Origin of the sequence: Rhizobium sp. AB2/73, from assembly GCF_020871915.1 — a bacterium.
GTDB lineage: Bacteria > Pseudomonadota > Alphaproteobacteria > Rhizobiales > Rhizobiaceae > Rhizobium > Rhizobium dioscoreae.
The window spans coordinates 2,396,663-2,409,200 of the sequence record NZ_CP067071.1; the positions used below are offsets into that span (position 1 = coordinate 2,396,663).

General features: G+C 58.9%; 14 protein-coding genes. 8 read left to right on the plus strand and 6 right to left on the minus strand.

What is annotated here, in order from left to right:
• Nucleotide 1: 1 nt before the first annotated feature.
• A complete protein-coding gene (locus I8E17_RS11905) occupies nucleotides 2–1,255 on the minus strand; it encodes a sarcosine oxidase subunit beta family protein (RefSeq protein WP_069611870.1) in 1,254 nt (417 codons plus the stop codon).
• 329 nt (nucleotides 1,256–1,584) lie between these two features.
• Here I8E17_RS11905 and cysQ point away from each other — a divergent pair, with 329 nt between their 5' ends.
• The 3 genes from cysQ to I8E17_RS11920 all read left to right on the plus strand — a co-directional run bounded on the left by cysQ (nucleotide 1,585) and on the right by I8E17_RS11920 (nucleotide 3,477).
• Entirely contained in the window at nucleotides 1,585–2,379 is a 795-nt protein-coding gene (cysQ, locus tag I8E17_RS11910) for a 3'(2'),5'-bisphosphate nucleotidase CysQ (protein WP_069611716.1), read from the plus strand.
• Between the two features lie 300 nt (nucleotides 2,380–2,679).
• The gene (locus tag I8E17_RS11915; protein ID WP_004107124.1) at nucleotides 2,680–2,955 is read left to right on the plus strand and encodes a DUF1153 domain-containing protein; all 276 of its coding nucleotides are present in this window, start codon (nucleotides 2,680–2,682) and stop codon (nucleotides 2,953–2,955) included.
• A 240-nt stretch (nucleotides 2,956–3,195) separates the two neighbouring features.
• The gene (locus I8E17_RS11920) at nucleotides 3,196–3,477 is read left to right on the plus strand and encodes a GNAT family N-acetyltransferase (protein ID WP_069611717.1); all 282 of its coding nucleotides are present in this window, start codon (nucleotides 3,196–3,198) and stop codon (nucleotides 3,475–3,477) included.
• A gap of 241 nt (nucleotides 3,478–3,718) precedes the next feature.
• On the opposite strand, the gene I8E17_RS11925 is transcribed toward I8E17_RS11920, so the two are convergent.
• Complete coding sequence (locus I8E17_RS11925; protein ID WP_015340857.1) at nucleotides 3,719–4,069, minus strand: hypothetical protein; 351 nt, start codon at nucleotides 4,067–4,069, stop codon at nucleotides 3,719–3,721.
• 440 nt (nucleotides 4,070–4,509) lie between these two features.
• Between I8E17_RS11925 and ctrA the strand changes: the two genes are divergently transcribed.
• Entirely contained in the window at nucleotides 4,510–5,211 is a 702-nt protein-coding gene (gene ctrA / locus I8E17_RS11930) for a cell cycle two-component system response regulator CtrA (RefSeq protein WP_069611718.1), read from the plus strand.
• Nucleotides 5,212–5,343: 132 nt separating this feature from the next.
• Here ctrA and I8E17_RS11935 read toward each other — a convergent pair whose 3' ends face one another.
• Together I8E17_RS11935 and I8E17_RS11940 are read right to left on the minus strand one after the other, a co-directional pair.
• A complete protein-coding gene (locus I8E17_RS11935; RefSeq protein WP_069611719.1) occupies nucleotides 5,344–5,706 on the minus strand; it encodes a response regulator in 363 nt (120 codons plus the stop codon).
• Between the two features lie 185 nt (nucleotides 5,707–5,891).
• Nucleotides 5,892–6,563 (minus strand): histidine phosphotransferase family protein, encoded by a 672-nt coding sequence (locus tag I8E17_RS11940; RefSeq protein WP_069611720.1) that lies wholly within the window; start codon nucleotides 6,561–6,563, stop codon nucleotides 5,892–5,894.
• Between the two features lie 301 nt (nucleotides 6,564–6,864).
• Here I8E17_RS11940 and I8E17_RS11945 point away from each other — a divergent pair, with 301 nt between their 5' ends.
• Together I8E17_RS11945 and I8E17_RS11950 are read left to right on the plus strand one after the other, a co-directional pair.
• Nucleotides 6,865–7,476, plus strand: a complete 612-nt coding sequence (locus I8E17_RS11945) for an EipA family protein (protein ID WP_069611721.1) — start codon at nucleotides 6,865–6,867, stop codon at nucleotides 7,474–7,476.
• Between the two features lie 187 nt (nucleotides 7,477–7,663).
• On the plus strand, nucleotides 7,664–8,875 hold the full coding sequence (locus tag I8E17_RS11950; protein WP_069611722.1) for a hypothetical protein: 1,212 nt from the start codon (nucleotides 7,664–7,666) through the stop codon (nucleotides 8,873–8,875).
• Between the two features lie 19 nt (nucleotides 8,876–8,894).
• Here the strand turns inward: I8E17_RS11950 and I8E17_RS11955 are convergent, their stop codons facing one another.
• Both I8E17_RS11955 and I8E17_RS11960 read right to left on the minus strand, forming a co-directional pair.
• Nucleotides 8,895–9,725 carry an RNA methyltransferase gene (locus tag I8E17_RS11955; RefSeq protein ID WP_069611723.1) on the minus strand — a complete coding sequence of 277 codons (831 nt, stop codon included), beginning with the start codon at nucleotides 9,723–9,725 and terminating at the stop codon, nucleotides 8,895–8,897.
• 10 nt (nucleotides 9,726–9,735) lie between these two features.
• Complete coding sequence (locus I8E17_RS11960; RefSeq protein ID WP_069611724.1) at nucleotides 9,736–10,113, minus strand: hypothetical protein; 378 nt, start codon at nucleotides 10,111–10,113, stop codon at nucleotides 9,736–9,738.
• Between the two features lie 50 nt (nucleotides 10,114–10,163).
• Between I8E17_RS11960 and I8E17_RS11965 the strand changes: the two genes are divergently transcribed.
• Nucleotides 10,164–11,189: an RluA family pseudouridine synthase gene (locus tag I8E17_RS11965; RefSeq protein ID WP_069611725.1), complete on the plus strand. Its 1,026-nt coding sequence runs from the start codon at nucleotides 10,164–10,166 to the stop codon at nucleotides 11,187–11,189.
• Nucleotides 11,190–11,555: 366 nt separating this feature from the next.
• Nucleotides 11,556–12,464 carry an RNA polymerase sigma factor RpoH gene (gene rpoH / locus I8E17_RS11970; protein ID WP_069611726.1) on the plus strand — a complete coding sequence of 303 codons (909 nt, stop codon included), beginning with the start codon at nucleotides 11,556–11,558 and terminating at the stop codon, nucleotides 12,462–12,464.
• The last annotated feature ends 74 nt before the right edge of the window (nucleotides 12,465–12,538 follow it).

A 12,538-nucleotide genomic window follows, 5' to 3' on the forward strand; every position in this document is an offset into this window, starting at 1 on the left:
CTCAATGCAGGTTCGGCTGCGGACCCTTGCCGCCTTCGTCGATCGCAAAGCCGCGCTCGAAACGGTCGAGGCGCAGAAGGCGGCTGACATCGTGGCTCTCGCCCCTGGCGATCAGATGCGCGAAGCAGAAGCCCGAGGCCGGCGTCGCTTTGAAGCCGCCATAGTTCCAGCCGCAGTTCAGATAGAGATTTTCGATGGGCGTGCGATCGATGATCGGCGAGCCGTCCATGCTCATATCCATCACGCCGCCCCAGGTGCGCAGCACGCGCACGCGCGACAGGCCAGGGATAAGCGCCACCCCCTCCTCCATCGTATGCTCGACGGTCGCAAGATTGCCGCGCTGCGCATAGGAGCTGTAGTAATCGATATCGGCGCCGAAGACCAAGCCGCCCTTGTCGGACTGGGATATATAGAAGTGTCCCGCGCCATAGGTGATGACATTGTCGATAACAGGCTTCAGCCCTTCGGAAACGAAAGCCTGCAGCACATGCGTTTCGATCGGCAGTTCAAGATCGGCCATATTGCCGAGAATCGACGTGTGACCCGCGGCCGCAAGCGCCAGCTTGTTGCAGCCGATGAAGCCCCGGTTGGTTTCGACCCCCGTCACGGCACCGTCCTCGTCACGGCGGATGCCGATCACTTCGCATTGCTGGATGAGATCGACCCCGCGGCTGTCGGCGCCGCGCGCATAGCCCCAGGCGACAGCATCGTGCCGCGCCGTGCCACCGCGGCGTTGCAAAAGGCCGCCGAGGATCGGAAAGCGGGCATGATCGAAATTCAGATAGGGCATCATCCGGCGGACCTGCTCGCGATTGAGCAGTTCGGCATCGACGCCATGCATGCGCATGGCATTGCCGCGCCTGGCATAGGCATCGCGCTGGCCATCGGAATGGAACAGATTGACGATTCCGCGCTGGGACACCATGGCATTATAGTTGAAATCCTGCTCAAGCCCTTCCCAGAGCTTCATCGAGAACTCGTAGAAGGGCTCGTTGCCGGGCAGCAGATAATTGGAACGGATGATCGTCGTGTTGCGGCCGACATTGCCGGAGCCGATGTAGTTCTTTTCCAGCACGGCGACATTGGTGATGCCGAATTCCTTGGCGAGGTAATAGGCCGTTGCCAGGCCATGTCCGCCGCCGCCGACGATGATCACGTCATAATGTGGTTTCGGCTCCGGCGTCCGCCACACCGGCTGCCAATGGCGATTGCCTGAAAACGCCTGTTTTAGAAGCTGATAAGCCGAATAACGCATGCATTCATCCTGATCACTACCCGGCCGCACATTCGCATATGCAATAAAAACGACAAGTCCCGAAAGAGCGAAAAAGCTTCGCAAACAGAACATGATCTTTTCCGAATGCGCAGTGATGGACGGTATCTGCCGCGGAAGGGTTGCACCGCCAATCCATGAAAAGTCTGCGTGCGAAAGCCCGGCACATGGAGCGCTGTTGCTAAACCTTTGCTTAGGCATTAATGCGAAGGAAACCGGGGGCCGGAAGTCTAAACTTCGCAATCGCAACTTCTTATATATAATGTCCGGAGAGTTCAGGCGCGGATGGCGCGCGGAAGACGAAGAAGCACATGCTTGCAACATTCGAAAAGGCGGCGCTCGAGGCAGGAAAGGCCATCCTGGAGGTCTATCGTGCCGGCTATTCCGTTGCCTTGAAGCAGGACTTGAGCCCCGTCACACTGGCCGACGAGCGGGCCGAACACATCATTCTCAGACACCTCGAGCGCGATTTTCCGCATATCCCGGCCATTGCCGAAGAGCAGGTTTCAGCCGGCAAGATTCCGGATGTGCGCGGCCGCGCCTTCTTTCTCGTCGACCCGCTCGATGGCACCCGGGAATTCATCGAGCATCGCGATGAGTTCACCGTCAACATCGCCTATATCGAGGACGGCATCCCTCTCATCGGCATCGTCTACGCACCGGCGCTTGGTGTTGCCTTTACCGGTGAACCCGGCAGAGCCCGCAAGCTGATCGTCAATGAGCAATTTTCCATTACCGACCGCCTGACCATCGCTGTGCGCGAGCCGCCCGCCAAGCTGATGGCGCTTGCCAGCCGCTGCAACAGCAATGCGAAAACCGAAGGCTTTCTGACCGACAATGCGGTTTCCGGCTGCACATCGATCGGTTCGTCGCTGAAATTCTGCCTGCTCGCAGAGGGCAAGGCCGATGTCTACCCGCGCTTCGGCCGGACCATGGAATGGGATACGGCAGCCGGTGATGCCGTGTTGCGGGCAGCGGGCGGCAAGACGGTCACGATCGAGGGCGGCCTTCTGACCTATGGCAAAACCGAGCAGAGCGCGGATGCTGATTTCGCCAATCCGCATTTCATCTGCTGGGGCGGGCAGAAGCACGGCGTCTCGGCGTAAGTTTATTTTTGCAAGTAAAAAACGATTCTTGCAGCTTTCCCGAACGCGCGAGTAGCGGAACGGGCCGTCTAATTTTGGCCGGAAAGCGTAAGTTTTCACTGACGAAAATTCATAGAGTGAATACGATTTACCTTGAAATAACAGGGACTTTCCGATGTTTTGCTCAGGCGAAACATCGCAAATCACCTCTCGGCCACATTGATTAAAATTATTAGCAAAGTCTTACCATGTGCTTAGGCAATTTTTAAATGTGGCAAGCTAGAGTGCCACACGTGGTCTTGAGTGTGTGTAGAGAGTCCAATGACCGAAATGATACGTCCCCGAGTGAAGTATGTCATCGGCCCCGATGGCAGCCCGCTGACGATAGCAGACCTTCCGCCGCCGAATACGCGCCGCTGGGTCATTCGTCGTAAAGCTGAGGTTGTCGCCGCCGTGCGTGGTGGTCTGCTCAGCTTGGAAGAAGCCTGCGAACGTTATACGTTGACCGTCGAAGAGTTCCTCTCCTGGCAGTCGTCCATCAATACCCATGGCCTGGCCGGCCTCCGGACGACCCGCATACAGCAGTATCGCCACTGACAGCAGCGACAGCACCACCTTTATTCTATTTTGTGTTCGGGCCTCTTTTTTGGGAAAGAGGCCCGAATTTTTTATTGAAGGGCGCCCGCCCATAGCTCGCCTCACCTACGCTAAAGGACTTGGCCGCTCCGTATTTTGACATCAACCTAAACGGAGACGATCCGTTAACAATCTCGACGGTTGGCAGACGTCCAAGCACATGCAATCCTCGTTGCATCAGATGCGACAAGGGAGAAAATCATGGATATCCGCAACGAAAACAATGCATCCGGCGGCCGTTATGTTGCAACGGTCGAAGGCCACGAGGCGGAGATGACCTTTTCCCGCACGTCTCCCAAGCTGATCATCGTCGATCACACCGGCGTGCCGGATGCCCTGCGTGGCAAGGGGGTCGGCCAAGCGCTGGCGCTTCACGCCGTCGAAGAGGCGCGCCGCGGCGGCTGGAAAATCATCCCGCTCTGCCCCTTCTTCAAGGCCCAGGCACAACGCCACGATGACTGGCGCGACGTCGTCAATCTCTAAAACGCGGTGCTTTAAGCACGGCAGCAGGCGTCGCACGCGCGCATCACATGACCAAGCGGGACATAATCCGTCCAATCGGTCGGATTATCTTCGAAAACGCAAAAGCTGCGCATGGCCGGCCCCGTCACGGCCAGTCATGCGCAGCCTTCATGCGCTTCCATCGTACTCTTCGCATTCCGAAGATAAGCTCCGTACCGGAACGCAATCATGCTTGATCCGAAGGGGCGACGGAATTGCGATCTCAGGCGCGTGCCCGCGCCGGACCATCCCGCTCTTCGAGCGCTGCGGCCTTGGCATATTCGGCCTGCATTTCCTCAAGCGAATTTTCCAGCGCCTCTTCCTGAACCTGCAGCTCCCGGATCGACACCTGCAGATTGTCCGCACGCTGGCGGGCAGCCTTGGCAAAGGTCGGGTAGGCAAAATGGCTCGGATCGGAAATGCCGGACTTCTTCTCCTCGACGACGATCTGGCTTTCCAGTTCCTTCGTCATGCGGTCAAATTCCGCCATCATCATCTGCAGCTGCTGCAGCTGACGGCGTTTTTCGTTCACCTGAAACTCTTTCAGGCGAACAAGGCTCTCACGTGACTTCATACGCATTACTCCCGTGATGCGAGACCCCGGCTCTCGATATTCCCGTTCGCCGAACCGCTTTGAGACGGCTTGGTTAAAAAAATTTCCAGCGATCTTAATAAAAGCCTACCGCTGGTAACCTTTCGTTTACGGGCATCGTTAATGATAGGCGCAATGATTTAAGGCTCGGTAAATGGTGTGGTCGGAATTCGACATGTCGGCATTGGTGAGTCGGATGAATCACTTGGCGTTGGTTGTTAATGCAATACTTAGGAGTCAATTTTACTGATTGTTGTTGGAAAACAGTGCAATGGAAAAATTATTTAATAAATTCGATACGACTTGCCAGAGTGAATCAGAATTTGTTAACCATTGCATGGCAGCTTCCAAATCAAGCAGTGATTTGATCGGTATCGCGTTAAGGGGCTGACGACCTTTCGGCGGCGGTAAAGGGGACAATTATGCGGGTTCTACTCATTGAAGACGATAGCGCGACAGCGCAGAGCATCGAGCTGATGCTTAAATCCGAAAGTTTCAACGTCTATACCACCGATCTCGGTGAGGAAGGCGTCGATCTCGGAAAGCTCTACGACTACGACATTATCCTTCTCGATCTTAACCTTCCTGACATGTCCGGCTACGAAGTGCTGCGCACGCTGCGCCTCTCGAAGGTCAAGACGCCGATCCTCATCCTCTCCGGCATGGCCGGCATTGAGGACAAGGTTCGCGGCCTCGGCTTCGGCGCCGACGACTACATGACCAAGCCTTTCCACAAGGATGAGCTGGTCGCCCGCATCCACGCCATCGTTCGCCGTTCCAAGGGCCATGCCCAGTCTGTCATTATGACCGGCGAGCTCATCGTCAACCTCGACGCCAAGACCGTCGAGGTCGGCGGTCAGCGCGTGCATCTGACCGGCAAGGAATATCAGATGCTGGAGCTGCTCTCGCTGCGCAAGGGCACGACGCTTACCAAGGAAATGTTCCTTAACCACCTCTATGGCGGCATGGACGAGCCGGAACTGAAGATCATCGACGTCTTCATCTGCAAGCTCCGCAAGAAGCTGGCAAATGCCGCCGGTGGCGCCAACTACATCGAAACCGTCTGGGGCCGCGGCTACGTGCTGCGCGAACCCGACAGCAGCGATTTCGCCGAAAGCGCCTGAGCCGCCTCCCCATCTTTACCGCCGTCACACAGAAATCCCGCCTTTTCAGGCGGGATTTTTTATTGACCTCAATGCATGCAAAATAGCCGCCTCGAAGAGCGGCTATCCCTGTTTCGATGTGTCTCGTTGAAATCAGGCGGCCGCGGCACGATTGCCGAAGATGGCCGTCAGGATCTTGCGATCGAATGGCTTCAGCAGAAAATCCGTCGCGCCCGCGCGCTTTCCGGCCATCAGCTTGCGAAGATCGGCCTCGATGACGCAGTAATAGATCTTCACATCCTTGCCATCGGGCATGGCGCGGATGCTGGCGATGAGCTCGAGCGCCCCTTCCATGCCGGCATCGACGATCAGATAGTCAGGCATTTCGGCCTGGCAGCGCATCAGCGCTTCGCGCCCATCTCCAGCTTCGCTCACGAGAAAATCCAGCTCGGACAGGATTCGTTTGCCGACCTTGCGTACGACATCCGATGTATCCGTTATCATGAACCGCTGCATGTGTGAGCTCCCTGGCATCAGCCGCCATCATCCGATGTCGGCTTCAAATTGAAACGATAGGAGCAGCAAGCTAAGGATTCGTTACCGCTACATTATCAATTGAGCGAACAACCCCAAGATTGTAAAGAAATTTCGACACACGAAAAAATAAGCCCGCAACCAATGACCGACTGCGGGCGAAAACATCAATGGATCGGCCCGCTTACTCCGGCTTGGGCAGCCATGGTCGCTACGAAGGTCAATTCCTCCGGCGTCGCATTATAGGAAAGCTCCATGCCGCTCTCCTCGGCCAGCAGCACCGTGTAATAGGGCTGGATCGAGTGAGCGTCGATGGCTTCCTCCAGCGCGCCGGAGCAGATCTCGGCGAACTTCGGTGGTATGCGCATCAGCCGACCCTTGGCGGTGATCGTGAACTTTGCCTCGAATTCGGGATTTTCGAGTGTCACCTCGATATTGCCGCCGCGCGGAATGGCGCCGTAGGCAACGAGGAAGAGATTGAGCAGCAGCTTCACGCGGTTCTTGGCGATGATCGCGCGCGGACCGACCCAGCTGACTTCGGTTTTCTTCTCGGCGGCGGCGAAATCCTTGGCGGCGCGCTCCGCTTCGCCGGTGTCGATCGACGCGCCGACCGAACCGGACGCGCCAAAGGCAAGACGCGCGAATTTGAGGCGGACGGACGCGTTGAGCGCACTGGTGCGGATCAGATCCATCGCATCGGCGTCGGCACCACCCTCGTCGAGCAGCTCCAGGCCATTGTTGATCGCCCCGACCGGCGAGATCACGTCATGGCAGACGCGGCTGCACAGCAGCGCGGCCAGATCCGGTCCGGTCAGAGTGAGATTGGGATTTTTCGACATTCATTGTCTCCTGAATGCTGGCAGGGCAAAGCGAATAGGTCCACCTTGCCACGGTAAGATTGCTCGAGGGTTTCGCAGCCAGTGTACCGCGCGCCATAATGACACCATATTTGGTAAACCGATTGTTAAGACCATCGACGCAAAATGCATTCATCACCATCAGACTTTTTCGCACGCGATTCGTCCTGCGAGAGATGGGCGAAATGGTCTGAAAATGGGGGCGTGCCATGCGCGGCGCATTCAGGCGAATGCGTTGCCTATTCGTCCCTGTTGCACCGACCATGATGAACGGAAGACTTCCATGCGCTATGAATTCCTGAAGAGAATGCCAAGCCCCGGCACCAGAACGCTCGGCCTCGGCCTGATTCTGGCCATTGTCGCATTTGTGAGTTTCGCGTTGCCGGTCCGTCAGGCCGCTGCCGCGCCCACCAATCAATATTCGGCACAGGAAATCGTCGATGCCGGCCATTCCTTCTTCGGCTCCGCCAGCGGCGGTCTTGCCAAGGTGGTCGAGCGCGCCTTCCAGCAATATGGCCTGCCGAATGGCTACATCCTCGGCCAGGAAGGCTCCGGCGCGTTCCTCGCAGGCCTGACCTATGGTGAAGGCCAGCTCAACACCAAGAATGCCGGCGAGCATCCGCTTTACTGGCAGGGACCGTCGCTCGGCTTGGACTACGGCGGCCAGGGCACCCGCGTCATGATGCTGGTCTATGATCTGCCGAGCATCAACAGCGTCTACACCCGCTTCGGCGGCGTCAGCGGCCAGGCATTCGTGGTTGCCGGCTTCGGCATGACCGTCCTGAAGAACAACAACATCGTGCTCGTTCCGATCCGCACCGGCCTTGGAGCACGCCTCGGCATCAACATGGGCTATCTCAAAGTCACGCCGAACCCGACCTGGAATCCTTTCTGAACCGATCCTCAGATACGACCTCCCAAGCAGCGCACGCCTTGGCCCGCTTCAGTTGCGGGCCTTTTCTTTCCGCAAAACCGGCTTCGCGCCGATAAACCATATCCGCGTTAAACGCTTGCCCGCATGGCTAACCCATGATTAATCATTTTATCGATATCGAACATAACTCCAGGATACTGGCTGCGTCGTGATTCAATTTGCTCTCTTGTTCGGATTGGGCTTTCTGACGGCCGCTCTACTGGTCTTTCTCATCGCGCCGGCAATCCATCGTCGTATCGTCTGGTTCACCGAAAAGCGCTTGAAGGCGACCATGCCCCTGAGCCCGCAGGAAGTGCGCGCGCAGACGGACATGGCGCGCGCACTCTTTGCGGCTGAGAACGCACGGACAGAACATGCGCTGACGCAGGAACGCGACAAGACCGTTGCGCTGCAGATCCAGAACGGCAAACTTCAGCAGGAAGCAAGCCGTCTTTCCGCCGCAAGTGCGGAGCTGCAGACCCGCATCGACGATCTGGAGGTGGAAGCAGGCGAGCTGCGCTCACGCCTGCGCCAGGAAGAGAGCTATATCAGCCAGCTGAAATCGAGCATCCACGCCGCCGAGCACGCCAGCGCCGAAAAAGAGGCGGATATTGACAGCTTGCGTAAACGGATGACGAAAATGGGTGCCGATGCCGACAATCTCAGGATCGATCTGGCAGCCCGCGAAACCGAGATCGAGAGTCTGAAGCTGCGCATCAACACATTACGCGACGAGCGCGATACGCTGCGCCAGGAGCTGAATGCGGCAAGCCTGCGCGCCGCGGATGCCGAACATTCGCTGCGCCAGGAAAGCGACAAGAACAAGCGGCTTGAGGAACGCCTCAACCGCGAGATTGCCGGCAGCGCCGACAAGGAAACCGCGATCGAACGCCACGCTCAGGATGTCGTCCGTCTCAGAGAGCGGCTGGAGGCGGCCATCAAGGAATCGAAGGAAGCCGGCAAGGCGCTGCGTGCCGCTGGCCTCACGCCGCCGAAGAAGGCGACAAAAACACCGAAACTTGCCGCGGCATCGATAACCGGGGGCAACGCAGACGAACAGCGTGCCGTAGCCGAGCCTCCGCAGGTGGCAGAACCGGAACGAACCGTGGAAGACGAAATCGCCCAGATGACAGAAGAGGTTCGCAATCGGGCAGCCGCCTTGTCGGATCGCCTGCTGAAAGCCCGCACGCCAGCCCACGACGATGCCATGCGAGAGGAAATCGCCAGGATCGCCGCCAATATGGTCGCCTTGACAGCGCTCAAGGAAGGTGACGGCTCGCCGATCTTCGATCTCCTGCCGAAGGACCTAGAGCCCGCCGAACTCGGCGCGCGCATCAGCCTCGCCGACCGCGTCGCCGCAATACTGCCGAAGCATCAATAAGCTCCAAAGAGCAACCCGCTCAGATGCGCCCGTTCTTCGCGGCCATCTCGAAAAGGGCGATGCCGCTCGCCGTCGCGACATTGAGGCTGTCCAATCCCGGCGCCTGCGGAATCCGCACGCTGCCGAAGGCGGAAAGAATGCTTGCGGGCAGGCCGTCCCCTTCCGTGCCGACAACGAGGGCCATGCGCTCCGAAGCCGGAACATCGCGAATATCGACCGCGCCTCGCGGCGACAGGCTCCAGATCGCAAAACCGCGCTCGGCAAGCCCCGCAAGCAGCTGAACGCCGCTGGATTGCCGGCGATAGGGCACGGTCAGGATCGAGCCGACCGAAACCCGCAGCGCCTTGCGATAGAGCGGATTGCAACAGCTTTCGTCAAGCAGCACCGCAGCCGCGCCGAAGGCTGCGGCATTGCGGAACATCGAACCTATATTGTCGTGATTGGAAATACCGCAGCCGACGAGCACCAGCGCCTGCTTCGGGAGGCGGTCGAGGAGGCCGCTCATTGCGTCTTCCGCCGATCGACGCCCCAGTGCCAGAACTCCGCGATGGAGATGGAAGCCGACAATGCCGTCGAGCACCTCAGCTTCGGCGACATAGATCGGAACTTCCAATGGGAAGGTGTCGATGATGTCGCTCAAGCCCGCAACGCGGTTTTTGAGCAGCAGTACTTTCTCGGCAAGAAAATCCCCCGCCGCCGCATGGGCACCGGCGAGAAGCCGCAGCACGACGGTTCCTTCCGCGATGAATCGGTTCTCTCGACCGGTCAGATCGCGTTCGCGGATATTGCGGAATTCGGCGATACGCGAATCGTCGGGATGCGTAATCTCGATGAGCCGCGCGCTCGTCATCGTCAGGCCGTCAGTTGGACAGCGATATGGTCGCCACGATACGGCCAATACCATAGTCGAAGACGATAGCCTGGCGCTGGCCGCCGGCAAGCGTGCCATAGAACAGCACCTGATTGCCCGAGAGCGCCGTGGATTGGACGGTAAATCCCGCGGGCAGCAATGCCGTCACGGCAACCGGGGCATCGGACGGAATGCTGGAAGCCGTCTGACCTGCGGGCTTTGCCGCTGGCTTCATCGTCTTGTAGACAACGGCGCCGAACACGGCCATAAGGCTCACCACCATGACGGCCGCGGAGACGATCTGCAGGCGGATCATCTTGCGTCGGACTTTCTCCAGGGCCGGATCGAGGGGCTTCTCCTCTTGATCGTCTGGCTCGAGATTCGTCATCGATGCGTCCTTGCTTCCTGAAAAGCGCGTTATGCGCTGGAGAAATACGTTTGAGCGACCCCTTTAAAGAAGCCGCGGGCAATAGAAAAGTCCTAACCGCCGATGAAAGTGCCGAAGGACGGCTGGATTCATGGCTGACGGCCGAGATCGGCGAGGAATTTTCCCGCAGCCGCGTGCAAGGCCTCATCAAGGACGGCGCCGTTACGCTCAAGGGCGCAGCGGTAACAGACGCCAAGCGCAAGGTGCGCCCCGGCGACGTCTACGAGATCACGCTGCCCGAACCGGAAGATCCGACACCGCAGGGCGAGGATATTCCGCTCGACGTGCTTTACGAGGACGACGATGTCATCGTCATCTCCAAGCCGGCCGGACTGGTCGTCCATCCCGCCGCCGGCAATTGGACCGGAACCCTGGTCAATGCCCTGATCCACCATTGCGGCAACAGCCTTTCCGGCATCGGCGGCGTTCGCCGCCCAGGCATCGTGCACCGGCTGGACAAGGATACGACCGGTGTCATGGTCGTCGCCAAGAACGATGTGGCTCACCGGCACCTCTCCCTGCAATTTGCCGATCATGGCCGCACGACCTCTCTGGAGCGCGCCTATCAGGCGATCGTCTGGGGGCGTCCACGCCAGCTCGTCGGCACCATCGATGCCCCTCTTGGCCGGTCGAGCAGCGACCGCACGCGCCGCGCCGTCAAGCGCCCGGATTCGCAGGATGCCGACGAGGCGATCACGCATTACGAGGTGCTGGAGCGTTTCCATGAGACACCGGACGCAACCGCCCTCGCCTCTCTGATCGAATGCCATCTGGAAACCGGTCGAACGCATCAGATCCGCGTTCACATGGCGCATATCGGCCACCCGCTGCTCGGCGACGCCGTTTACGGCGGCGGCTTCAAGACCAAGGCCAATCTCCTGCCGGAAGCCGCAAAACACGCCGTCCATCGTTTCACGCGCCAGGCGCTGCATGCCTATATGCTGCAATTCGAGCATCCCCGCACGGGTGAGGTCATGCATTTCGAGGCGCCTTTGCCTGAGGATATGGAAGAATTGGCGGCGGCGCTCAGGGAGTAGGTGCCAAACATCACAATAACTGGACGACCGGCGCCTCCTGCCCTATAATATCGCGTATGAAGGACCGAAGTCCGAGCGCCTGTGCTGGCCGAAAACGCGACCGCGTTTGGGAGGTCAAAATGACCGCGCCACATGGCACCGGACAATTCGGGAGGGTAATCCCAAGGGCGATATTCCGGCGAGACCTGCGGTCACGCCGCTGTAACACTTGCGTGACCGCATCCTTGAATCACCGTTTCGCCGTACTTATCTTTACATTGGTTAAGTGCGGGGTCGCAGGACCCGTACGCCTTGGTCCGCTTCGCAGAAGGCGCGCAAAATACGCCCCCAGAAGGAACCAAATCTCGAATAGGAGGGTGCACAATCATGGCCCGTAATACCTTACCGTCTATTGCTGCCGGAGAAGCCGGCCTCAATCGTTATCTCGACGAGATCCGCAAGTTCCCCATGCTGGAACCGCAGGAAGAGTACATGCTCGCCAAGCGCTATGCGGAACATGCCGACCGTCAGGCTGCGCATAAGCTCGTTACCAGCCATCTGCGCCTCGTGGCGAAGATTGCCATGGGTTACCGCGGCTATGGCCTGCCGATCGGCGAAGTCGTGTCGGAAGGCAATGTCGGCCTGATGCAGGCCGTGAAGAAGTTCGACCCGGAACGCGGTTTCCGTTTAGCGACATATGCCATGTGGTGGATCAAGGCCTCGATCCAGGAATACATCCTGCGCTCGTGGTCGCTCGTAAAGATGGGCACGACGGCCAACCAGAAGCGCCTGTTCTTCAACCTGCGCCGCCTGAAGGGCCGCATCCAGGCCATCGACGACGGCGACCTGAAGCCGGAGCATGTCACCGAGATCGCCACCAAGCTGAACGTTTCGGAAGAAGAGGTCGTTTCGATGAACCGCCGCCTTTCCGGCGACGCTTCGCTGAACGCGCCGATCAAGGCTTCCGAAGGGGATTCCGGCCAGTGGCAGGATTGGCTCGTCGATGACCACGACAGCCAGGAAGACGTGCTGATCGAACAGGACGAGCTCGACACGCGCCGCCGCATGCTGGCGCGCGCCATGGGCGTCCTGAACGACCGCGAACGCCGCATCTTCGAGGCACGCCGACTTGCCGACGAGCCGGTGACGCTGGAGGACCTGTCGTCCGAATTCGACATCAGCCGCGAACGCGTGCGCCAGATCGAGGTTCGCGCCTTCGAAAAGGTGCAGGAGGCCGTTCAGAAGGATGCGCTGGAACGCGCCAAGGCGTTGCGTGTCGTCGAGGCGACCGCGTAACAGCTGCCGCTCAGAAGATTTGACGGTTAAAAAAGGCGGGCCTGGAGCCCGCCTTCAGACTGCTGACAAAGTCC

Excerpts from the sequence above, each read along its gene's own strand:
- I8E17_RS11905 (WP_069611870.1), bottom strand. The coding sequence starts at position 1,255 with ATGCGTTATTCGGCTTATCAGCTTCTAAAACAGGCGTTTTCAGGCAAT.
- cysQ (WP_069611716.1), top strand. The coding sequence starts at position 1,585 with ATGCTTGCAACATTCGAAAAGGCGGCGCTCGAGGCAGGAAAGGCCATC.
- I8E17_RS11915 (WP_004107124.1), top strand. The coding sequence starts at position 2,680 with ATGACCGAAATGATACGTCCCCGAGTGAAGTATGTCATCGGCCCCGAT.
- I8E17_RS11920 (WP_069611717.1), top strand. The coding sequence starts at position 3,196 with ATGGATATCCGCAACGAAAACAATGCATCCGGCGGCCGTTATGTTGCA.
- I8E17_RS11925 (WP_015340857.1), bottom strand. The coding sequence starts at position 4,069 with ATGAAGTCACGTGAGAGCCTTGTTCGCCTGAAAGAGTTTCAGGTGAAC.
- ctrA (WP_069611718.1), top strand. The coding sequence starts at position 4,510 with ATGCGGGTTCTACTCATTGAAGACGATAGCGCGACAGCGCAGAGCATC.
- I8E17_RS11935 (WP_069611719.1), bottom strand. The coding sequence starts at position 5,706 with ATGCAGCGGTTCATGATAACGGATACATCGGATGTCGTACGCAAGGTC.
- I8E17_RS11940 (WP_069611720.1), bottom strand. The coding sequence starts at position 6,563 with ATGTCGAAAAATCCCAATCTCACTCTGACCGGACCGGATCTGGCCGCG.
- I8E17_RS11945 (WP_069611721.1), top strand. The coding sequence starts at position 6,865 with ATGCGCTATGAATTCCTGAAGAGAATGCCAAGCCCCGGCACCAGAACG.
- I8E17_RS11955 (WP_069611723.1), bottom strand. The coding sequence starts at position 9,725 with ATGACGAGCGCGCGGCTCATCGAGATTACGCATCCCGACGATTCGCGT.
- I8E17_RS11960 (WP_069611724.1), bottom strand. The coding sequence starts at position 10,113 with ATGACGAATCTCGAGCCAGACGATCAAGAGGAGAAGCCCCTCGATCCG.
- rpoH (WP_069611726.1), top strand. The coding sequence starts at position 11,556 with ATGGCCCGTAATACCTTACCGTCTATTGCTGCCGGAGAAGCCGGCCTC.